The sequence below is a fragment of the Azospirillum sp. ST 5-10 genome (assembly GCF_051225715.1).
GTDB lineage: Bacteria > Pseudomonadota > Alphaproteobacteria > Azospirillales > Azospirillaceae > Azospirillum.
In genome coordinates this window covers 343,594-364,979 of record NZ_JBPJSP010000001.1, presented here as the reverse complement: position 1 = coordinate 364,979, position 21,386 = coordinate 343,594, and the positions used below count along the sequence as shown (strand labels likewise).

Genomic DNA, 21,386 nt, shown 5'->3' with positions numbered 1-21,386 from the left:
CTGGACACGCGGGACCTTTGGAGGCGACATCGAGCGGATGGCAGGGCTGAACGACGCGACCGACACGGACACCCGGCACCCGGAGACGGGCACGGCCGTGGATCCCGCCGATCAGGAGCGGGGTCCGCAGCGCCGTTGCATCGTCACGGGCACGGTCGGGCCCAAGGACGGCATGATCCGCTTCGCGGTCGCGCCGGACGGGGAGCTCGTGCCCGATCTCGAGGAGCGTCTGCCCGGCCGCGGTCTCTGGCTGACGGCCGAGCGGCCGCTGCTCGATAAGGCGGTCGCCCGCAATCTCTTCGCCAAGGCCGCCCGCCGCGCCGTCCGCGTGCCGCCCGACCTGGCGATCCGCCTGACGGCGCTGCTGGAGCGGCGCTGCCTCGACACGATCGGCCTGGCGCGCCGCGCCGGCCAAGCCGTGGCCGGCTTCGAGAAGGTCCGCGAGGCGCTCAAGGGGGGCCGAGTCGGCCGCCCCGGCACGCCGCCCGGCCTCCTCCTGGAGGCCCGCGACGGCTCGGCCGACCAGCGCGGCAAGCTACAGGCGTTGGCCCCGGCCCTGCCGGTGGTCGACCTCTTCGATTCCGCAGCCCTCGCTGCGGCGCTCGGACGGGAACACGCGGTGCACGCCGTGGTCGCCCGCGGCAAGCTGGCCGATGGGCTGGCTCGCGACGCGGCGCGGCTCGGCGGCCTCGCCGACCCGGACGCCAGACCTTCCGTCGCCGGCGCGGGGCCGGGCGGCCGTGGCAACTAACGATCCAACATTCCGGAACCGATGACCGATAGCAACGACCAGGACCAAAAGAAAGTCTTGCACCTCTCCGGCTCCGGCAAGGGGAAACTGGAGCTGAAGAAGCCGGTCGACACCACGGTCCGGCAAAGCTTTTCCCATGGCCGGTCGAAAACCGTGACCGTCGAGGTCAAGCGCAAGCGCACCGTCGAGAAGGGCGCCCTGCCGGGCGTCGCCGACGGCGGTGCGGCCGCTCGCCAAGCCGCCCAGGGGCTGCCCATCCGCGGCGGCGGCGGCGGCCGCCCCGCGCGGGGCGGCGCCGGTGCCGTGCGCCAGCTCACCAAGGAGGAGCGCGACGCCCGCCTGCGGGCGTTGCGCGGCGCCGTGCTCGAGGAGGAGCAGCGGCGCATCCAGGAGGAGGAGGAGGCGGCCGCCCGCGCCGAAGAGGCGGCGCTGGCCGAGACCGTCGTCGAAGCGCCGGCTCCCGAGGAGCCCGAGGTTCTCGACGCCGAGACCCTGCGCCAGCGCGAGATGGAGGAGCTCCGCCGCATCCAGGAGGACGAGCGCCGCCAGGAGGAGGAGGCCGAACGCCGCCGCAAGGAGGAGGAGGCCAAGCGCAAGGAGGCCGAGGACGCCCGCAAGAGCGAGGAGGGCCGCAAGCGCGAGGACGACACCCGGCGGCCCGCCGCGGCCCGTACGGCCGAGGCTCCGGCGGCGCGTCCGCCGGCGGCCGGCGTCCTCGCCCCCCGCTTCGCCACGCCGGAGGAGGACGACGGCCGCGGCGGCGGTCGCGGCAGCCGCGGCAAGACCGCCGGCAAGGCGCCGGCGCCGGCGCCGCGCAAGCCCGGTCCGGCCGGCGCCGACCGGCGGCGCGGCGGCAAGATGACGGTGACCCAGGCGCTCAACGACGACGAGGGCGGCCGCGGCCGCAGCCTCGCGGCGGTGCGCCGCGCCCGCGAACGCGAGCGTCAACGCATGCTCTCCCGCCAGGAGAGTCAGAAGGTGACCCGCGACGTGGTGCTTCCCGAAGTCATTACCGTGCAAGAGCTCGCCAACCGCATGGCCGAACGCGGTGCGGACGTCATCAAGGCGCTGATGCGCATGGGCGTCATGGCGACCATCAACCAGACCATCGACGCCGACACCGCCGAGCTCATCATCAACGAGTTCGGCCACCGCGTGCGCCGCGTCTCCGAGGCCGACGTCGAACTCGGCATGCGCGGCGAGGAGGACGTCGCCGAGCAGCTGGCGCCGCGTCCCCCGGTGGTCACCATCATGGGCCACGTCGACCACGGCAAGACCTCGCTGCTGGACGCGCTGCGCCAGACCGACGTGGTCTCGGGCGAGGCCGGCGGCATCACCCAGCACATCGGCGCCTACCAGGTGCAGCTCCATTCCGGCGCCAAGATCACCTTCATCGACACGCCGGGCCACGCCGCCTTCACCGAGATGCGCGCGCGCGGCGCCAACGTCACCGACGTCGTCGTCCTGGTGGTGGCCGCCAACGACGGCGTCATGCCGCAGACCATCGAGGCGATCCACCACGCCAAGGCGGCCAAGGTGCCGATCATCGTGGCGATCAACAAGATCGACCTGCCCGACGCCAAGCCGGAGCGGGTGCGCCAGGAGCTGCTGCAGTACGAGCTGGTGGTCGAGGAGATGGGCGGCGACGTGCTCGACGTCCCCGTCTCGGCCAAGGCGCGGCTGAACCTGGACAAGCTGGAGGAGGCGATCCTCCTGCAGGCGGAGATCCTCGAGCTCAAGGCCAACCCGGACCGCACCGCCGAAGGTGTGGTGGTCGAGGCCAAGCTGGAGCGCGGCCGCGGCTCGGTCGCCACCGTCCTGGTCCAGCGCGGCACCCTCAAGGTCGGCGACGTCTTCGTCACCGGCTCCGAGTGGGGACGCGTGCGCGCGCTGGTCAACGACCGCGGCCAGACCGTCCAGGAGGCCGGCCCCGCCACCCCGGTGGAGGTGCTGGGCCTGAACGGCACGCCGATGGCCGGCGACGACTTCACCGTCGTCGACACCGAGGCGCGCGCCCGCGAGATCGCCGAGTTCCGCCAGCGCCGGAAGCGCGAGGCGGCCAACGCGGCGACCGCCCGCGGCTCGCTGCAGGACATGTTCAACCGCATCCAGGCCGGCGAGGCCAAGGAGCTGCCGGTCGTCATCAAGGGCGACGTGCAGGGCTCCATCGAGGCGATCTCCAGCTCGCTGGAGAAGCTCACGGCGGAGAGCACCGAGGTCAAGGTGCGCGTGCTGCACGCCTCGGTGGGCGCGATCAACGAGTCCGACGTCACCTTGGCGAACGCGTCCAACGCCATGATCATCGGCTTCAACGTCCGCGCCAACCCGCAGGCCCGCGACCTCGCCAAGCGCGACAGCGTCGAGATCCGCTACTACTCGATCATCTACAACGTGATCGACGACGTGAAGGCGGCGCTGACGGGCATGCTGACGCCGACCCTGCGCGAGCGCTTCATCGGCTACGCCGAGATCCGCGAGGTGTTCAACATCACCCGCGTCGGCAAGGTGGCGGGCTGCATGATCACCCAGGGCATCGTCAAGCGCGGGGCCGGGGTGCGGCTGCTGCGCGACAACGTGGTGATCCACGAGGGCACGCTGAAGACCCTCAAGCGCTTCAAGGACGAGGTCCGCGAGGTGCGCGAGGGCTACGAATGCGGCATGGCCTTCGAGAACTACGACAACATCGAGGCCGGCGACATCATCGAGGCCTTCGAGATGGAAGAGGTCGCGCGGGCGCTGTAACGCCCCACCCTCCCCCGCCGGCGGCGGGGGAGGGTGGTGCCGAAGGCGCCGGGTGGGGCACGGTGCGGCAAGGAAGCGGCGGATCGGGCTTGAAGGCCGCGACGTCGCGGGACGTGCGGCACCGTGCCCCCACCCCTTCCCATGCTGCGCACGGGCCCCTTCCCTTCCCCGGCGGAGCCGGGGACGGATCCGAACTGCGGACCGAGCCCTTTCGACGGCGCCGGTGTTCCCGGTCAGGTCGCAGAAACGAAAGCAAAGACCATGGCGAGCAAGCATCGCGGCGCCGAGCGCGCCGGCAAGGCCCCGTCCCAGCGGCAACTGCGCGTCGGCGAGGAGCTGCGCCACACCCTGGCGGAGATCCTCCAGCGGGGCGACTTCCACGACCCCGAACTGCAGGGCCTCAACGTCACCGTGACCGAGGTCCGCATCAGTCCCGACCTGAAGAACGCGACCGCCTTCGTGACCCCGCTGGGCGGCGGTCCCATGGACGAGACGCTGAGCGCGCTGCGCCGCGCCGCCCCCTTCCTGCGCGGCCAGGTCGCCCGCATCGTCAACCTGCGCCACGCGCCGACGCTCGGCTTCGAGGCCGACACCTCGTTCGAGTACGCCGGCCGCATCGACGCCATCCTGCACAGCCCGGCGGTCGCCCGCGACCTGCTGCCCGACCGCGTCAACGGCGACGACGGGGATGACGAGGACGACGAGGACGAGGACTCCTGGGAGGACGAGGACGAGGCCGCCGAGGAGTTCGAGTACGACCAGGAGTCCGACGACCCGCTGGACGATCCGCTCGACGACCCGGACGAGGAGAAGACGGACGCGGCGCCCGGCGCGGATGGCCGCCGTGGCGCGTAGGCGGAAGGGGCAGCCGGTCCACGGCTGGCTGGTGCTCGACAAGCCCGAGGGCGTGACCTCCACCCAGGCGCTGAGCCGGGCGCGCCGCCTGCTGAACGCCGAGAAGGCGGGGCACGGCGGCACGCTCGACCCCATCGCCACCGGCGTGCTGCCGATCGCGCTGGGCGAGGCGACCAAGACCGTCTCCTACGCCATGGACGGGGCGAAGACCTACCGCTTCACCGTCCGCTGGGGCGAGCGCCGCACCACCGACGACCGCCAGGGCGAGGTCATCGACACCAGCCCACACCGCCCCGACGCGGCGGCGGTCGCCGCCGCGCTGCCCGGCTTCCTCGGCACCATCGCCCAGGTGCCGCCGCAGTTCTGCGCGCTCAAGGTGGACGGCGAACGGGCCTACGACATCGCCCGCGAGGGCGACGCCGTCGATCTGGCGCCGCGCGCCGTGCGCATCGACCGCTTCGCCCTGCTCGACACGCCCGACGCCGACCACGCCGTGTTCGAGGTCGACTGCGGCAAGGGCACCTACGTGCGCTCGCTCGCCCGCGACCTGGCGGAGGCGCTGGGCACCGTCGGCCACGTCGCGACGCTGCGCCGCACCCGGGTCGGCCGGTTCACCCTCGAGGGGGCGATTTCCCTGGACGAACTGGCGGCGATGGAGCAAGGTGCGGCCGTCGAACGACTTCTGCTGCCGATCGAGACCGCGCTGGACGACATCCCGGCGCTGGCCCTGACGGAAGCCGAAGCGCACCGACTGAGACACGGCCAACCGGTGGCGCTTCTTGCCCGGCCCGACCGCGACCGCCTGATGGCGGTGCGTGGTTCGGCAGGGGAGGATGGCGCCATTCTTGCGCTCTGCGCGGGCAGGCCGGTGGCTTTGGCCCGTGTCGAGGGGGCGGAGGTCCGCCCGGTGCGCGTGCTCAACCTCTGATCCCTTGAAGGAGACCCCGATGTCGATCACCGCCGAGCGCAAGCAGGAGCTGATCAAGGAATACGCCCGGGCCGAAGCCGACACCGGCTCGCCCGAGGTGCAGGTTGCCATCCTGTCGGAGCGCATCCGCAACCTGACGGAGCACCTGCAGACCCACAAGAAGGACTTCCACTCCCGCCGTGGCCTTCTCGTGATGGTCGGCCAGCGTCGCCGCCTTCTCGATTATCTCAAGAAGAACGACCAGGGCCGCTATTCCACTCTGATCGAGCGTCTGGGCCTGCGCCGCTGACGCCGGCTCCCAACGCCCGAGGCTTCGACGCCGTGAACCCGTCCCGCCACGCCGCCGGTTCCCAGCGCCTTCGGGCGCCGCAGGGGACGGCGTGCATGGCGGGGCGGGTTTTCTGTTTTGTCGGCACGCTCCCGTTTCGGGGCCGGTGCGCGGATCCCGCCACCGGCCTTTGATTTTTGTTTTTCATGGGACCCCGGCGGCGCGGTCCGCCGCTCCCGACCCGGTCCGCCAATCCGGGCGGCGCGGGTGTCGGATGGAAGGAAGCAAAGTATGTTCAACGTTCACCGCAAGGAAATCGACTGGGGCGGGCGCAAGCTGACGCTGGAGACCGGCAAGATCGCGCGCCAGGCCGACGGCGCCGTCCTCGCCACCTACGGCGAGACGACGGTGCTGTGCACGGTGGTGGCGGCCAAGCAGCCCAAGCCCGGCATCGATTTCTTCCCGCTGACGGTCAACTATCAGGAGAAGACCTTCGCGGCCGGCAAGATCCCCGGCGGCTTCTTCAAGCGCGAGGGGCGCCCGACCGAGAAGGAGACCCTGGTCAGCCGGCTCATCGACCGTCCCATCCGTCCGCTGTTCGCCAAGGGCTTCCGCAACGAGACCCAGGTCATCTGCACGGTGCTGAGCCATGACCTGGAGACCGACGCCGACGTCGTCGCGATGGTCGGCACCTCGGCCGCGCTGACCATTTCCGGCGTTCCCTTCCTCGGCCCGATCGGCGCCGCCCGCGTCGGCTACCTCGACGGCCAGTACGTCCTGAACCCGACCATGGACGCCATCGACGGCTCGGCCCTCGACCTGGTGGTCGCCGGCACCCGCGAGGGCGTGCTGATGGTCGAGTCGGAGGCCAAGGAGCTGTCCGAGGAGGTCATGCTCGGCGCCGTGATGTTCGGCCACAAGAATTTCCAGCCGGTCATCGACGCCATCATCGACCTGGCCGAGCAGTGCGCCAAGGAGCCCTGGGAGGTGCCGCCGCCGGCCTACGACGCCGACGCCGTGAAGGCCCGCCTGCGCGCCGTCGTCGGCGCCGACGTGGCGGCCGCCTACACCGAGACGGTCAAGCAGGCCCGCCACGAGAAGCTGTCCGCCGCCAAGCAGAAGGCCCTGGAGACGCTGCTGGCCGAGGAGATCGACGCCGGCGCCGTCGCCGCCCAGTTCAAGGAGCTGGAGAGCGACATCCTGCGCGGTGCGGTGCTGAAGACCGGCAAGCGCATCGACGGCCGCGACACCAGGACGGTGCGCCCCATCGTCTCGGAGGTCGGCGTGCTGCCGCGCGCCCACGGTTCGGCCCTGTTCACCCGCGGCGAGACCCAGGCGCTGGTGGTCACCACGCTGGGCACCAGCCAGGACGAGCAGATCATCGACGCGCTCGAGGGCGAGTACCGCGAGCACTTCATGCTCCACTACAACTTCCCGCCCTACTCCGTGGGCGAGGCCGGCCGCATGGGCTCGCCGGGCCGCCGCGAGATCGGCCACGGCAAGCTGGCGTGGCGCGCCATCCACCCGCTGCTGCCGAAGAAGGAGGACTTCCCCTACACCCTGCGCGTGGTGTCGGAGGTCACGGAGTCCAACGGCTCGTCGTCGATGGCCACCGTGTGCGGCTCGTCGCTGTCGATGATGGACGCCGGCGTGCCGCTGCCCCGCCCGGTCGCCGGCATCGCCATGGGCCTGATCAAGGAGGAGGCGGCGTTCGCCGTACTCTCCGACATCCTCGGCGACGAGGACCATCTCGGCGACATGGACTTCAAGGTGGCCGGCACCGAGGCCGGCGTGACGGCGCTGCAGATGGACATCAAGATCACCTCGATCACCGAGGAGATCATGAAGATCGCGCTCGCCCAGGCCCATGACGGCCGCCTCCACATCCTCGGCGAGATGGCCAAGGCGATCGGCGGGGCCCGCGAGGCGGTCAACCAGAACGCCCCGCGGATCACCGTCATCAACATCCCCAAGGAGAAGATCCGCGACGTCATCGGCTCCGGCGGCAAGGTGATCCGCGAGATCGTCGAGCAGACCGGCGCCAAGATCGACATCGAGGACGACGGCACGGTGAAGGTGGCCGCGGTCGACAACAAGGCCGCCCAGGCGGCGATCGACTGGATCAAGGGCATCGTCGCCGAACCGGAGATGGGCGTGGTCTACACCGGCAAGGTGGTGAAGGTCGTCGACTTCGGCGCCTTCGTGAACTTCCTCGGCTCGCGCGACGGCCTCGTCCACATCTCCGAGCTGGCCCAGCAGCGGGTCGGCAAGGTGTCGGACGTGGTCAAGCAGGGCGACGAGGTGAAGGTCAAGGTCATCGGCTTCGACGACCGCGGCAAGGTCAAGCTGTCCATGAAGCAGGTCGACCAGGCCACCGGCGAGGACCTCGTGAAGAAGAAGGACGAGGGCACCGCCGCCCAGTGACGGCGCGCTCACCGACGGAGACGGAAAGGGCGCCGCGAGGCGCCTTTTCCATGCCCGCCCGGGACGCCGGGCGGGCGCCGCGCCGACGATTTGTCCTTGGAACCGCCGCCGCCGCGCCCCATCTCCGCTGGACATCACCGGCAAGCTCAGCGACATGAAGACGTTCCTCCGCCCCCTCATCGCCGCCGCCCTCCTGGCCGTCGCCGCCACCGCCGGCACGACCGCCGCCGCGGCGCCGCGCGCCGCGCCGCTCACCGCCGAGGAGCGCGCCGACCTCGGCCGCGTCGAGGCGTATCTGAACGGCGTGCGCACCCTGCAGTCGCGCTTCGTCCAGGTGAACCCCGACGGGCGGCAGGTCGCCGGCACCTTCTACCTCTCGCGGCCCGGCCGCATGCGGCTCGAATACGACCCGCCGATCAAGGACTTCATCGTCGCCGACGGGCTCATGCTGTTCTACTGGGACAGCGAGATGAAGCAGCAGTCCAACACCCCCATCGGCTCGACCCTGGCCGACTTCATCCTGCGCAAGGACATCGCCCTGTCGGGCGACGTCACCGTGATCGACGTCCAGCACGAGCCCGGCGTGCTGGAGGTGTCGCTGGTGGAGACCAAGGACCCCGGCAAGGGCGTCCTGACCCTGGTGTTCGAGGACCGCCCGCTGAACCTGCGCAAGTGGCGCGTGCTGGACGCCCAGGGGCTGGTCACCGAGGTCGGCCTGCTGAACCCCCGGGTCGGCGTCCCGCTCGACCGCGACCTCTTCTATTTCCGCACGCCCGAGGACGGGTTCGGCAACTGAATAGCCCCACCGCCGGCAGGACAATTCCGCTCCCGCCCTGTTGACGCTTCCGGGGGACGACACCCCCGGGGCCGTCGCAACCAGGGAGAAGCGGCATGATCAGCCGAGTCGTGAGCGATCCGATCCGGGTCCAGGGCATGAACGACGGCCTGGCCCGCAACTGGTGGGCGATGGCGCTGCGCGGCGGCGTCGCCATCGCCCTGGGCGTCCTCGCCATCGCCCTGCCGGCGGCCACCGTCGCCACCCTGGCCATGCTGCTGGCCGCCTGGCTGGCGGTCGACGGCGTGTTCGCGCTGGTGGCCGGCCTGCGCGCCGCCCGGCGCGACCAGCGCTGGCACCTGCTGATCCTGGAGGGCGCGGTCAGCCTGGCCGCCGCCGTCATCGCCGTGCTGTGGCCGATGGCCAGCATCTTCGCCCTGGTGTGGCTGGTCGCGGTGTGGGCGACCATCACCGGCCTGGCCGAGCTGCTGAGCGCCTTCCAGATGCGCGACAGCCACGGCCGCTGGCTGTGGGGCGTCACCGGCGCCCTGTCGATCCTGTTCGGCATCGCCTTCTGGACCGTGCCGGTGCTGGGGCTGCTGGCGATCGTCTGGAGCATCGCCGCCTACGCCATCGCCTTCGGCGCGCTGACGCTGATGACGGCGCTGCGGCTGCGCCGCCGCCACGTCGAGGGCCCGCACGGCGGCGCCGGCGCCGCCCTCCCCTGAGGGCGCCACCCGCGGACGCTCACGCCAGGGCGCGCTGCATGTAGGCCGGCAGGGCGAAGCTCGCCACGTGGATCTCGGGCGTGTAGTAGCGGGTCGTCAGGGCCGCCGCGGCGAAGCGGGGACGGATCTCCTCGGCGGTGCGGCGGCGCAGGGTGGCGTCGTCGCTGGCCCAGCCGAACGCCATGAAGCCGCCGTAGTAGCTGGGCACCGGCGCCACGAAGAAGGCCGTGTCGGCGAACAGCCGGGCGAGCCGCTGGTGGCCGTCGCGCAGCTCCTGCGGCTGGAGGAACGGCACGCCGCTCTGGGTGACGAGCACGCCGCCCGGCGTCAGGCGGGCCTTGCAGTCGCCGTAGAACGCCTGCGTGAACAGCACCGCCCCCGGCCCGTGCGGGTCGGTGGAGTCGACGATGATGACGTCGAAGCGCTCCGCCGTCTCCTTGACGAAGCGGCAGCCGTCGGCGATCACCAGGTCGGCGCGGGGGTCGTCGAAGGCGCCGCCGCTGATGGACGGCAGATGGGCGATGGAGAGGTCGACCACGGTGCGGTCGATCTCCACCATCGTCACCCGCTCCACCGACCGGTGCTCCAGGCAGCGGCGCAGCATGCCGCCGTCGCCGCCGCCGACGATCAGCACGCGCCGCACCCGCCCGTGCGCCAGGATCGGCACGTGGGTGAGCATCTCGTGGTAGACGAACTCGTCGCGCTCGCAGGTCTGGACGACGCCGTCCAGGGCCATGACCCGCCCCAGCGCCGCGTTCTCGAAGATCACCAGGTCCTGGTGTCCGGTCCGGTCGCGGTGGAGGACGCGGTCCATGCGCAGAGCCTGGGCGACGTCCGGGTACAGGGATTCGGTGAACCACTCGGTCATGGCGGCCGCTCAGTCCCCGGTCTCGCCGCGCAGCAGCTCGTCGCACGTGATGCTGCCGGGCCGGAACGCCCGTTCCAGCACGGGGATGGCGTTGCGCGGTTCGGCGTCGCCGCACATGAAGATGTCGAGCGCGGCGTAGCCCCGTTCCGGCCAGGTGTGGATGCTGATGTGCGACTCCGCCAGCACGGCCACCCCCGACACCCCGCCGTTGGGGGTGAAGTGGTGCAGGTGGATGTGCAGCAGGGTCGCCCCGGCGACGCGCACCGCCTCGACCAGCGTCTGGCGCACGTGGTCGAGCTCGTCGAGCCGCACGGCGTCCCACAGGTCGACGATCAGATGCGTGCCGGCGAACACCTTGCCGTCCCGCGTCACGAAATGGTCCTTGCCGTCGTCACCGGCCGTCCACGGCCCGGTGGTGATGCTCGACGGTTCGGACGAAACTTCCGTTTGGGCTTTCCTTGGCGCGCGTCCCAAGTCCATCCCCAATTGGAAGAGAGAAGCGGCGTTCGCCATCGGTCTCCCCCATCAGTAGATGACCCCGCATTCCCTGCGGAGAGCCGCATATGCGGCAAAGTGTCCGGTGAATCAACAGAAAATCGCGGCGCACCGGTGATTCCTCTGTTGCAGCGGGACACGATCCGCCGGTGCCGCACGACGCCGCGACATGGCCTTTTCACGCCCGTCGCGGCGGGTGACCTGACAACCGCCGGCGCTTATGAGCGTTCCGCATGGGTGTGCCGACGACGGCGCCCTATCCCGCCGAAGCGGGCTGCGGCATAGTGCTCCGCGACGATGCAACGCGAGGGGCAGATGCCGCGATTCGCACCAAGGCCGCTGATCGGCATCCCGGCGTGCGCGCGCATGATCGGCCCGCATCCCTTCCACGTCGCCGGCGACAAGTACGTCCGCGCCGTCGCCGACGGTGCCGGCGCCCTGCCGCTGCTGATTCCGGCGCTGGGCGAATCGCTGGAGATCGCCGACCTGGTCGGCCGGCTGGACGGGTTGCTGGTCACCGGCAGCAAGTCCAACGTCGAGCCGCACCATTACGGCGGCGTGGCGAGCGCGCCGGGCACGCTCCACGATCCCGAGCGCGACGCCACCACCCTGCCGCTGATTCGCGCCGCCGTCGCCGCCGGCGTGCCGGTGCTCGGCATCTGCCGCGGCCTGCAGGAGCTGAACGTGGCGTTCGGCGGCACCCTGCACCAGCGGGTGCACGAGGTGCCCGGCCTGAACGACCACCGCGAGGCCGAGTCGGAGTCGCTCGACGTGCAGTACGGCCCGTCGCACCCGGTGCGGCTGACCGCGGGCGGCGTGCTCGCCGGACTGGCCGGCGCCACCGAGGTCACGGTGAATTCCCTGCACGGGCAGGGGATCGACCGGCTGGCCCCGGGGCTGGCGGTGGAGGCGACGGCGCTGGACGGCCTGGTCGAGGCCGTGCGGGTGCCGTCCGCGGCCGCCTTCGCGATCGCGGTGCAATGGCACCCGGAGTGGCGCTTCCACGACGACGCGCTGTCCTCGGCGTTGTTCGCCGCCTTCGGGGCGGCCTCGGCCGAGCGCGCGCGGCGCCGTCAGGCGTGACCGGCGACGGTCAGCTGGACCGCGCGACGCGCTGCAGGGCGTCGATGAACTGGGCCTTCTCCTCGGCGGAGAGGTCCTTGACCATCGCGTCGTCGTGCGCCTGCACCCGCGGGATCAGCTCGTCGAGAAGCCGCTCGCCCTGGTCCGACAGCCGCAGCGCGTAGGAGCGGCGGTCGTTGGGCGAGGGGGCACGGATGACGAGCCCGCGCGATTCCAGCCGGTCGATGACCGCGACCATGGTGGAACGGTCGATCCCCACCGCCGAGCCGAGGTCGGACTGGCTGAGGCCTTCGTTCTCCCTGATCATGATCAGCACGCCGAACTGGCCGGGCGTGATGTCGTGCGGCGAGACGGCGTTCTGGAAGCTCTGGAACAGGGCCACCTGCGCCTTACGGAGATTGTAGCCGACGAGACCGGGCAGCGGGCCGAGGCCCATCTTGCCGTTCTTGCCGGTTCGCCCGCGGGACCGCCGGTCGGCGGGCGAGGAACGGTCGGAGTCGTTCACCTGAAAAACCATTGAAGTTTCGTGGATATGGACCAACCCGGCTAAAATGCTGCGGCGCCGCGGGTTTGTCAGCTAGAACAGCACAAACCCAGCCGTTCGCATATCACATATTCGCTTGTTGCATTGGTCTACCTTCAAAAGGCTGACCACCTGAATCGCACGAAGTGACCGCTGCCGGCAGCACCGGTGGCGATCGCCCGGCGGATTGGTTTTTCCCCTGCCAGCCGACGGGCTCCACTTGGGAGCTTCCGGCGCCCGGTCCCCCCCAGACCGGGCGCTTTTTATTTCGCCGCCGCCGATTCGCCGCCGCGGCCGCGGCAGCGCTCTTGGCAAGCGGCGCGGCGCCGGTTAGGTCTTGCAGGGACCCGACCGCCGGACCCGCCGGCCCGGTGGCGCCGGTGGCGGACGCCCGCCGGCGGCCGGCCCGGCCGGGGCGACGGCCCGCCCCGCGCCACCACCCCCTTAGGACCCCCGATGCGCATCGCCACCTGGAACATCAACTCCGTCCGCCTGCGACTCGACCTGTTGCTGAAGCTGATCGACGAGCACGCTCCCGACGTCGTCTGCCTGCAGGAAACCAAGGTGGTCGACAAGGACTTCCCGCTGAAGCCGCTGGCCGAGCGCGGCTTCGTCCACGCCCACGTCCACGGCATGAAGAGCTACAACGGCGTCGCCATCCTGTCGCGGGTGCCGCTGGAGGCGTGCGCGGTGCAGCACTGGTGCGGCAAGGAGGACTGCCGCCACGTGCTGGCCACCCTGCCCGGGGGCATCGAACTGCACAGCGTCTACATCCCGTCGGGCGGTGACATTCCGGACCCGGAACAAAATCCGAAATTCGCCCACAAGCTCCGTTTCCTCGACGAGATGACGGAGTGGATGGCCAGCCGCCGCAGCGGCGATCGGGCGATGGTGCTGGTGGGCGACCTGAACATCGCGCCGCTGGTCAACGACGTCTGGAGCCACAAGGAGCTGCTGGACGTCGTCTCGCACACGCCGGTCGAGGTGGACAAGCTGACGGCGATGCAGCGGTCGGTCGGCTGGATCGACGCGATGCGCCATTTCGTTCCCGAAACGGAAAAGCTCTACACGTGGTGGAGCTACCGCGCGCGGGACTGGGCGGCGTCGGACCGCGGGCGGCGGCTCGACCATGTCTGGGTCACCCCGGCGCTGCGCGGCACGCTCGCCGGGCAGGCCGTGGTGCGCGACGCCCGCGGCTGGGAGCCCAAGCCGTCCGACCACGTGCCGGTGCTGGTGGACCTGGCGCTCTGAGGGGTGGGGGGCGCGCGGCGGGGGAGCCCGCCGTCAGGCCCCCACCACCCCATGGCGGCGCAGCGCGCGCAGGGTCTGGTCCAGGCGGTGGGCGAGCACGCGCATGATCTGCACGGCGATCTGCGGGAACTCCGTCACCAGGCGGAAGAACAGCTCCTTGGAGATGCACAGCGTGGTCAGGTCGTTGCGCGCCCGCACCGTGGCGGTGCGCGGCACGTCGCACAGGATGGCGATCTCGCCGACGATCTCGCTGCGCCCCAGGACCGCCACCGGCAGCGTGCCCTCGGCGGTGTGGATCACCACTTCCGCCTCGCCGTCCAGCACGATGTAGGCGGAGTTGCCCGGGTCGTCCTGGTGGAACAGCTCCTCGCCCGCCTTGAAGGTCATCCGTTCGCTGGTAAAGGCCAGGAGCTTCAGCTTCGCCACGTCGATGTTGGCGAACAGCGGGATGCGACGCAGGCACTCGACTTCTTCAGCGATGCTCACGGGGGCCCTGTCCTTTCTACCCGTGGTGGTGGCTATTCCGCCGCCATCAGCTCTCTCAGCACTGTACTCTCTTTTTCCAGTTCGTCGAAGCGTCCTTGCTCGACGATGCGGCCGCCGCGCAGCACCAGCACGCGGTCGAGGCCGCGCGCCAGGTCCGCCCGGTGCACCACCCAGAACAGCCCGCGGCCGGCACGGTCTCGCAGGATGGCCGCGTGGATGCGGGCCTGAGTGGCGGCGTCGAGGCCGGCGGTGGCCTCGGCGATGACCAGCAGGTCGGGCGCCTTCAGCAGCGCCCGCACCAGCGCCGTCTTCTGCCGCTGCGCCGACGACAGCCGGGAACCGGCGATCCCCACGGGATGCTCCAGCCCGATCTCGACGACGGTGTCGCGCAGATGCATGCGCTCCATCAGCTCGCCGATCATGCGGCCGACCCGCGGCTGGGCCTGCGCCTGGCCGTAGACCACCTTGCCGAACAGGATGTTGTCCTGGATCGAGGCGGCCGCGTTGTAGCGTTGCGGGTCGAAGAACTCGACGGCGTGGCGCAGCTCTCCGGGCAGGTCGGCGGCGAACACGCGGCGCGCCTCCACCAGCCGCGGCCAGATTTCCTCCGGCTTGAACAGGCCCAGGCGGTGGCGCGCCGGGATCAGCCGGAACGGCAGGCCGAGCAGCCGCGTGCGGTCCTGCGGGCGCAGGCCCTCCACCCCCTCCTTGTCGGCGCGGGCCAGGATCGCCTGGAACTCCGGCAGATCGGCGAAGTCGATGAAGGAGAAGCGCTCGAAGAACTCGTGCCCCGGCGGCAGGTCGGAGAACAGCTCGACCATGGTCGCCGCCACCGAACGGCCGGCGGTGAGGAACCGTTCGGTGAGGCCGACCTTGTCCAGAACGTGCAGCATGTAGGGGTTTTCGGCCAGCGTCTCGATGGCGAAGACCGGCCCGACCGGCGTGCCGAACAGCAGGTTCTCCGCCACCGTGGCGTTGGAATTGAAGCGGTCCGGATCGAAGCGCTCGACCACGTCGCCGTAATGGCCGTCCTGCAGCAGGCCCGCCACCGCGACGCGCGCCTCGAGGATGCGGGCGGCGACGTCCGGCCGGCGGGTCGGGTCGATGGTGCGGTTGAGCCCCATGGCGTAGACGTCGTCCTCCAGGTCGACGTCGCGCAGCAGCCGGCGGATGCGGTCCATCAGCTCCTCCGGCCCGGAGCAGCCGGCGGCGGCGTAGTCGATCCAGTCGGCCTCCACGTCGTGGTCGGTGTTGCCGGCGCTCAGCGCCAGGGCGGCACGGCGGCGGCGGCGCTGCGCCTGCGTCTCGTCGCGCGCCGGCGGCACCAGCGGACGGTGGCGCAGCCCGTACACCAGGTTCTCGTAGAGGCTGGCGGCGAACAGGTGGGAGGAGCCGCCGACGTAGGCGATGCGCCGGCCGGTCAGGGCCTCGGGCAGATGGGCGTAGTCCTCGCCGTTGACCAGCACCCGCCCGCCGGTCGGCAGCAGCAGACGGGCGACGATCTGCGCCAGCTCCTCCTTGCCGGCGCCGGTGCCCACCACGGCGGTGTGACCGGCGAGCGGCACCTCGCCGTTGACGCCGTCGAGCACCGCCGCGCCGCCGTCCTCGCCGAAGCTGACGTTGGAGAACGCGAGCGTGCCGGACAGCCGGGCGTCGGGCGCGACGTCGGCGCGCTGGCGCTCCTCCTCCATCAGGTCGGGGGCCTGGAACTGCTCCACCACCTGCTCGTACTTGATCCGGTTGTCCTCCTTCTGTTGGTACCAGTCCAGCAGCTCCTTCCACGGCGCGGCCAGGTCCTTGTAGGCCGCCAGCACCGCCACCAGGGCGCCGAACGACAGCTCGCCCTCGATCACCAGGTAACCGCCGATCGAATAGAAGAAGAACGGCGTGAGCTGGTTGATGAAGTTGTTGAGGAATTTGATGAAGAACTTGCGCTGGTAGATCTCGAAGCGGATGTCGTAGACCTCGCCGAGGCGGTCGGCGACGTCGGCGAGGTGCCAGGCCGAGGTGTCGTGGGCGTGCACCTCCGTCACCCCGGCCACCGTCTCGCCGATGCGGTCGGCGATGGTGCGCATGGCGCGCACCCGGCGCTTGCCGAGCTGGTTGACCCGGCGCTGCAGGCGCGGGATCAGCCAGCCCTGGAAGGGGTAGAGCGACACCGCGGCGCCGCCCAGCACCGGATCCTGGACGAAGATGAAGCCGATGTAGACCAGCAGGGTGCCGCCCTGGAACACCGGCACCGCGAAGGCGTCGCCGATGAAGCCGCCGAGCGGCTCCACCTCGGCGGTGATCATCGGGATCATCTCGCCCGACGACATCTTGCGGAAGCGCGGCAGCGGGAAGCGCAGGACGCGGGCGTAGAGCTCGTAGCGCAGGCGGCGCAGCATGCGCTCGCCGAGTCGGCCCTTGAAGGTGTTGATGACGTACTTGAAGGCGCCGTTGACCAGCACCAGCCCGAGGAAGGCGCCGCACAGGATCAGCAGGTAGCTGATCTGGTCGACCGGGATCCCCCACACCGCATCGGGCACGCCCGAGCCGGCAATCGCCTCGTTGACGATGCGCTTGGGCAGGTCCAGCGAGGCGTAGAGGAACGGAAAGGACGCCAAGGTCAGCAGCAGAAGGACGATCTGCTGGCGCACGCTGTGGCGCAGGATGAAGCGGTAGATGCTGGATTCCATGACGGCTCACGAGAGCGGCGCCGAGCCCGGCCGGACGCTCCGGACCATGGACCCGCCCTTGACCTTAGCCGGTTTGCTGTGCCGCGGCAAATGCATGGTTCGATCACCCACCTTCTGCTAGGATCGCCGCCAAGCGGCCGGCCGCCCCTCACACCCGCCGCCGATGGCCGAGGGGGCGATCGAAGGGGAAAAGGGACCATGACCGATCGCTCGCCGACGCACCGCATCCTCATCTACAGCCACGACACCTTCGGCCTCGGCCACCTGCGCCGCTGCCGCGCCATCGCCCATGCCCTGGTCGACCGGCACAAGGACCTGTCGGTCCTCATCCTCTCGGGGTCGCCCATCGTCGGCAGCTTCGACTTCCGCACCCGCGTCGACTTCGTGCGGGTGCCCGGGGTCATCAAGCTGCGCAACGGCGAGTACACCGCCCTCAACCTGCACATGGACGTCGACGAGATCCTGCACATGCGGGCCTCGCTGATCCGCCACACCGCCGACGCCTTCCGCCCCGACCTGTTCATCGTCGACAAGGAGCCGCTCGGCCTGCGCGGCGAGGTGAAGGAGACCCTGGAGATCCTCAAGGACCGCGGCGTGCCGCTGGTGCTCGGCCTGCGCGACGTCATGGACGAGCCGGCGCTGCTCGCCCCGGAATGGGAGCGCAAGCGGGTGCAGCCGGCGCTCGAGGACCTCTACGACGAGCTGTGGGCCTACGGGCTGCCGCAGATCTGCGACCCGCTGCAGGGCATCGAGCTGCCGCCGTCGGTGCGCCGCAAGATGGTCTACACCGGCTATCTCCGGCGCAGCGCGCCGCCGCCGCTGCCCACCGCCCAGGGCTTGCCCGAGGCCCCTTTCATCCTGGTCACCGCCGGCGGCGGCGGCGACGGCGAGGCACTGATCGACTGGGTGCTGCGCGCCTACGAGCACGACCGCGAGATGCCGTACCGCGCCCTGCTGGTGCTCGGCCCCTTCATGCAGCCCGACCGCCAGGCGGAGTTCCTGGCCCGCGCCGCCGCCCTGCCCGACGTCGAGGTGACGACCTTCGAGACGCGGCTGGAGAGCCTGATGCAGGCGGCCGTCGGGGTGGTCGCCATGGGCGGCTACAACACCTTCTGCGAGATCCTCTCCTTCGACAAGAAGGCCCTGATCGTGCCGCGGGAGACGCCGCGCCGCGAGCAGTACATCCGCGCCAGCCGCGCCCAGGAGCTCGGGCTGGTGGCGATGCTGCCCGACGACGACGTGCGCCGGCCGCAGGACATGGCGACCGCGCTGCGCCAGCTGCCGCAGCAGGACGTCCCCTCGTCGGTCGTCGTGCCCGGCCTGCTCGACGGGCTGGAGAACGTCGACCGCCTGGCGCGGCGCCATCTCGACCACGCCAGCCGCGGCCCGCGCGGCGCCATGACCCTGCTGGCGGGCGGCCGCTGATGCCCTATGGAGGAGGGGCGGAGCGCGGCGGCCGCCGCGTCGCCGTAATCGTCAAGGGCTGGCCGCGCCTGTCGGAGACCTTCATCGCCCAGGAGGTGCTGGGGCTGGAACGGCGCGGCCTGGAGCAGGTCGTCGTCTCCCTGCGCCGCCCCACCGACCGGGCGGTGCACGCCCTGAACCGGCAGGTCGCCGCCCCCGTGCTCTACCTGCCGGAATACCTGCACGAGGCGCCGCTGCGCGTCGCCCGCGCGGTCGCCGCCGCGAGCCGCCGGCCCGGCTGGCGGGCGGCGCTCCGGGCGTGGCGCGCCGATCTGGCGCGCGACCCCACCCGCAACCGGGTGCGCCGCTTCGGCCAGGCCTGCGTGCTGGCCGCCGAACTGCCGGACGACGTGGCGTGGCTGCACGCCCATTTCCTGCACACCCCAGCCAGCGTCGCCCGCTACGCCGCCCTGCTCGCCGGTCTGCCCTGGAGCTTTTCGGCCCACGCCAAGGACATCTGGACCAGCCCCGACTGGGAGCTCCGCGACAAGCTGGCCGGCTGCCGCTGGGGCGTCACCTGCACCGCCCAGGGCCACGCCCGCCTGGAGGCGCTGGCGCCGGCGCCGGGCACCGTCGAGCTGCTCTACCACGGCCTCGACTTCACCCGCTTCCCCGACCCGCCGGCGGCGCGCCCGCCGCGCGACGGCGCCGTCGCCGCCGACCCGGTGATCCTGCTGTCGGTCGGCCGGGCGGTGGAGAAGAAGGGCTTCGACGTCCTGCTGGAGGCGCTGGCGCGCCTGCCGGCCGGCCTCGCCTGGCGCTGGGTCCACGTCGGCGGCGGCGAGCGGCTGCCGGCGCTGAGGGCGCAGGCCGAGGCGCTGGGCCTGGCCGGCCGCGTCGACTGGCTGGGCGCCCTGGCGCAGGACGCGGTGGTGGCGCAGTACCGCCGCGCCGACCTGTTCGTCCTGCCCTGCCGGCGCGCCCGCGACGGCGACCAGGACGGCCTGCCCAACGTGCTGATGGAGGCGCAGTCGCAGGCCCTGCCCTGCCTGTCGACGCGGATGGCCGCCGTCCCCGAGCTGATCGAGGACGGCGCCACCGGGGTTCTGGTGCCGCCCGAGGACCCGGCCGCCCTGGCGGCGGCGCTCGCCGCGCTGATCGGCGATCCCGCCCGCCGCGCCGGCCTCGGCGCCGCCGGCTGCGCCCGCGTCCGGGCGGGCTTCGGCTGCGACGCCGGGATCGACCGGCTGATGGCCCGCTTCGCCGCGTCGCTGGCCGCGGTTCCCGCCGCCTGAGGCGCCGGCCGCCGATGCGCATCGCCTTCTACGCGCCGCTGAAGGCCCCGACCCACCCGGTGCCGTCCGGCGACCGCCGCATGGCGCGCCTGCTGATGGCCGCACTGGCCGCCGGCGGCCACGAGGTCCGCCTCGCCTGCACCCTGCGGAGCTGGGACGACGCCCGCCGGCCCGGCCGCGCCGCCCGTCTGGCGGCGCTGGGGGCGCGCGGCGCCAACCGCCTGGTCGCCCGCTGGCGCGCCGACCCGCCCGACCTGTGGTTCACCTATCACCTCTACCACAAGGCGCCGGACTGGCTGGGGCCGCCGGTCAGCGCCGCGTTCGGCATCCCCTATGTGGTCGCCGAGGCGTCGCACGCGGCCAAGCGCGCCCGGGGTCCCTGGGCCGCCGGCCACGCCGCGGCGGCGGCGGCGATCCGGCGCGCCGACGCCGTCGTCAACCTCGCCAGCCAGGACGCCGCCGCCGTGCTGCCGCTGCTGCGCGGCCCGGAGCGCCTGGTGCGCCTGCGCCCCTTCGTCGAGACCGCCCCCTTCGCCGCCGCCGCCGCCGCGCGCGCCGGCCACCGCGCCGCCCTGGCCCGCCGCTTCGGCCTGCCCCACGACGTCCCCTGGCTGCTCGCCGTCGGCATGATGCGGGGCGGCGACAAGCGGCGCTCCTACGCCGTGCTCGCCGAGTCGCTGGCCCGGCTGGCGGCCCGCGACTGGCGCCTGCTGGTGGTCGGCGACGGCCCCGAGCGCGCCGCGGTGGAGGCGGAACTGACGGCCGCCGCCGGCGGCGCCCGCATCCGCTTCGCCGGGATGCTGGAGGCCGACACCCTCGCCGCCGCCTACGCCGCCGCCGACCTGATGGTGTGGCCCGCCGTCAACGAGGCCTACGGGATGGCGCTGCTGGAGGCCCAGGCGGCCGGCCTGCCGGTGGTCGCCGGGCGCACCGGCGGGGTGCCCGACATCGTCCGCGACGGCGTCACCGGGCGCCTCGTCGCGGTCGGCGACGCCGCGGCGCTCGCCGACGCGGTGGCGGCGCTGCTCGCCGATCCGGCCGCGCGCGCCGCCATGGGCGAGGCCGCCCGGCGCTGCGCCGCCGCCGAGCACGACCTCGCCGCCGCCGCCGCCGTGCTGGACGGTGTGGTGCGGCGCCTGACCGGAGGCTGCGCCGCATGCCCGACCTGATCATCCTGCGCCACGGGCCGACCGCCTGGAACGCCGCCGGCCGCATCCAGGGCGGCATCGACGAACCGCTGTCCGACGCCGGGCGCGCCGCCGTCGCCGGCTGGCGCCTGCCCGAGGAGACCCGCGCCTGGCGCTGGGTGGCGAGCCCGCTGCGCCGCGCCTGGGAGACCGCCGGCCTGCTCGGCTTGGCGCCCGAGCCGGAGCCGCGCCTGCGCGAGATGCACTGGGGCGCCTGGGAAGGCCGGCTGCGCGAGGAGCTGCGCGCCTCCGGCGAGCTGACGCCGGCGATGGAGGCGCTGGGCCTCGACCTGCGGGGGCCCGGCGGCGAGAGCCCGCGCGACGTCCAGGAGCGGCTGCGGCCGTGGCTGGCCGAGCTGGCGGAGGCCGGCCTCGCCACCGGCGCCGTGGCCCACAACGGGGTGATGCGCGCCCTCTACGGCCTCGCCACCGGCTGGGACTTCGTCGCCCCGCCCCGCCACAAGCTGCGCGACTTCTGCGCCCACCGCTTCCGCCTCGGCCCGGGCGGCGCGGTCGAGGTCGTGGCGATGAACATCCCGCTCACGCCGGAGACACGCCGATGAAAAGCGCGAAGAATGGAAGAATGAAAGCCCTTCCATCCTTCCATTCTTTGCGTTTTCATCCGGACGCTCCCCGGAACCGGCG

19 protein-coding genes are annotated in these 21,386 nt (G+C 72.0%); 14 read left to right on the top strand and 5 right to left on the bottom strand.

Features of this window, described 5'->3' with window-relative positions:
• The first annotated feature begins 37 nt into the window (after nt 1–37).
• The 8 genes from ACSBPG_RS01775 (at nt 38) to ACSBPG_RS01740 (ending at nt 9,471) form a co-directional block, all read left to right on the top strand.
• Complete coding sequence (locus ACSBPG_RS01775) at nt 38–751, top strand: RNA-binding protein (protein ID WP_435535372.1); 714 nt, start codon at nt 38–40, stop codon at nt 749–751.
• Nucleotides 752–772: 21 nt separating this feature from the next.
• Nucleotides 773–3,493 (top strand): translation initiation factor IF-2, encoded by a 2,721-nt coding sequence (gene infB, locus ACSBPG_RS01770; RefSeq protein ID WP_435535371.1) that lies wholly within the window; start codon nt 773–775, stop codon nt 3,491–3,493.
• A gap of 261 nt (nt 3,494–3,754) precedes the next feature.
• Nucleotides 3,755–4,348, top strand: a complete 594-nt coding sequence (gene rbfA, locus ACSBPG_RS01765; RefSeq protein WP_435535370.1) for a 30S ribosome-binding factor RbfA — start codon at nt 3,755–3,757, stop codon at nt 4,346–4,348.
• On the top strand, nt 4,338–5,276 hold the full coding sequence (truB, locus tag ACSBPG_RS01760) for a tRNA pseudouridine(55) synthase TruB (protein WP_435535369.1): 939 nt from the start codon (nt 4,338–4,340) through the stop codon (nt 5,274–5,276). Before rbfA ends, truB begins: the two co-directional genes overlap by 11 nt.
• A 19-nt stretch (nt 5,277–5,295) precedes the next feature.
• The gene (gene rpsO, locus ACSBPG_RS01755) at nt 5,296–5,565 is read left to right on the top strand and encodes a 30S ribosomal protein S15 (protein WP_435535368.1); all 270 of its coding nucleotides are present in this window, start codon (nt 5,296–5,298) and stop codon (nt 5,563–5,565) included.
• A gap of 270 nt (nt 5,566–5,835) precedes the next feature.
• A complete protein-coding gene (gene pnp / locus ACSBPG_RS01750; RefSeq protein WP_435535367.1) occupies nt 5,836–7,968 on the top strand; it encodes a polyribonucleotide nucleotidyltransferase in 2,133 nt (710 codons plus the stop codon).
• A gap of 154 nt (nt 7,969–8,122) precedes the next feature.
• The gene (locus ACSBPG_RS01745; protein ID WP_435535366.1) at nt 8,123–8,764 is read left to right on the top strand and encodes a LolA family protein; all 642 of its coding nucleotides are present in this window, start codon (nt 8,123–8,125) and stop codon (nt 8,762–8,764) included.
• Between the two features lie 95 nt (nt 8,765–8,859).
• Nucleotides 8,860–9,471, top strand: a complete 612-nt coding sequence (locus ACSBPG_RS01740) for an HdeD family acid-resistance protein (RefSeq protein WP_435535365.1) — start codon at nt 8,860–8,862, stop codon at nt 9,469–9,471.
• A 19-nt stretch (nt 9,472–9,490) separates the two neighbouring features.
• Here the strand turns inward: ACSBPG_RS01740 and speE are convergent, their stop codons facing one another.
• On the bottom strand, nt 9,491–10,339 hold the full coding sequence (gene speE / locus ACSBPG_RS01735; RefSeq protein WP_435535364.1) for a polyamine aminopropyltransferase: 849 nt from the start codon (nt 10,337–10,339) through the stop codon (nt 9,491–9,493).
• A 9-nt stretch (nt 10,340–10,348) separates the two neighbouring features.
• A complete protein-coding gene (gene speD, locus ACSBPG_RS01730; RefSeq protein ID WP_435535363.1) occupies nt 10,349–10,711 on the bottom strand; it encodes an adenosylmethionine decarboxylase in 363 nt (120 codons plus the stop codon).
• 438 nt (nt 10,712–11,149) lie between these two features.
• Between speD and ACSBPG_RS01725 the strand changes: the two genes are divergently transcribed.
• Entirely contained in the window at nt 11,150–11,917 is a 768-nt protein-coding gene (locus ACSBPG_RS01725) for a gamma-glutamyl-gamma-aminobutyrate hydrolase family protein (protein WP_435535362.1), read from the top strand.
• Nucleotides 11,918–11,927: 10 nt separating this feature from the next.
• On the opposite strand, the gene ACSBPG_RS01720 is transcribed toward ACSBPG_RS01725, so the two are convergent.
• Nucleotides 11,928–12,434 (bottom strand): MarR family winged helix-turn-helix transcriptional regulator, encoded by a 507-nt coding sequence (locus tag ACSBPG_RS01720; protein ID WP_435535361.1) that lies wholly within the window; start codon nt 12,432–12,434, stop codon nt 11,928–11,930.
• Between the two features lie 462 nt (nt 12,435–12,896).
• Here ACSBPG_RS01720 and xth point away from each other — a divergent pair, with 462 nt between their 5' ends.
• The gene (gene xth / locus ACSBPG_RS01715) at nt 12,897–13,691 is read left to right on the top strand and encodes an exodeoxyribonuclease III (RefSeq protein WP_435535360.1); all 795 of its coding nucleotides are present in this window, start codon (nt 12,897–12,899) and stop codon (nt 13,689–13,691) included.
• A gap of 33 nt (nt 13,692–13,724) precedes the next feature.
• Here xth and ACSBPG_RS01710 read toward each other — a convergent pair whose 3' ends face one another.
• Both ACSBPG_RS01710 and ACSBPG_RS01705 read right to left on the bottom strand, forming a co-directional pair.
• On the bottom strand, nt 13,725–14,177 hold the full coding sequence (locus ACSBPG_RS01710; protein WP_435535359.1) for a cyclic nucleotide-binding domain-containing protein: 453 nt from the start codon (nt 14,175–14,177) through the stop codon (nt 13,725–13,727).
• Between the two features lie 32 nt (nt 14,178–14,209).
• Nucleotides 14,210–16,855: an ABC transporter transmembrane domain-containing protein gene (locus ACSBPG_RS01705; RefSeq protein WP_435535358.1), complete on the bottom strand. Its 2,646-nt coding sequence runs from the start codon at nt 16,853–16,855 to the stop codon at nt 14,210–14,212.
• Nucleotides 16,856–17,053: 198 nt separating this feature from the next.
• Between ACSBPG_RS01705 and ACSBPG_RS01700 the strand changes: the two genes are divergently transcribed.
• The 4 genes from ACSBPG_RS01700 to ACSBPG_RS01685 are packed head-to-tail and all read left to right on the top strand — an operon-like array spanning nt 17,054 to nt 21,304.
• On the top strand, nt 17,054–18,280 hold the full coding sequence (locus ACSBPG_RS01700; protein WP_435535357.1) for a glycosyltransferase family protein: 1,227 nt from the start codon (nt 17,054–17,056) through the stop codon (nt 18,278–18,280).
• Nucleotides 18,280–19,554 carry a glycosyltransferase gene (locus tag ACSBPG_RS01695; protein WP_435535356.1) on the top strand — a complete coding sequence of 425 codons (1,275 nt, stop codon included), beginning with the start codon at nt 18,280–18,282 and terminating at the stop codon, nt 19,552–19,554. The genes ACSBPG_RS01700 and ACSBPG_RS01695 overlap by 1 nt, the downstream gene beginning before the upstream one ends.
• Nucleotides 19,555–19,568: 14 nt before the next feature.
• Nucleotides 19,569–20,723, top strand: a complete 1,155-nt coding sequence (locus ACSBPG_RS01690; protein WP_435535355.1) for a glycosyltransferase family 4 protein — start codon at nt 19,569–19,571, stop codon at nt 20,721–20,723.
• A complete protein-coding gene (locus ACSBPG_RS01685) occupies nt 20,711–21,304 on the top strand; it encodes a histidine phosphatase family protein (protein ID WP_435535354.1) in 594 nt (197 codons plus the stop codon). Before ACSBPG_RS01690 ends, ACSBPG_RS01685 begins: the two co-directional genes overlap by 13 nt.
• Nucleotides 21,305–21,386: the final 82 nt, after the last annotated feature.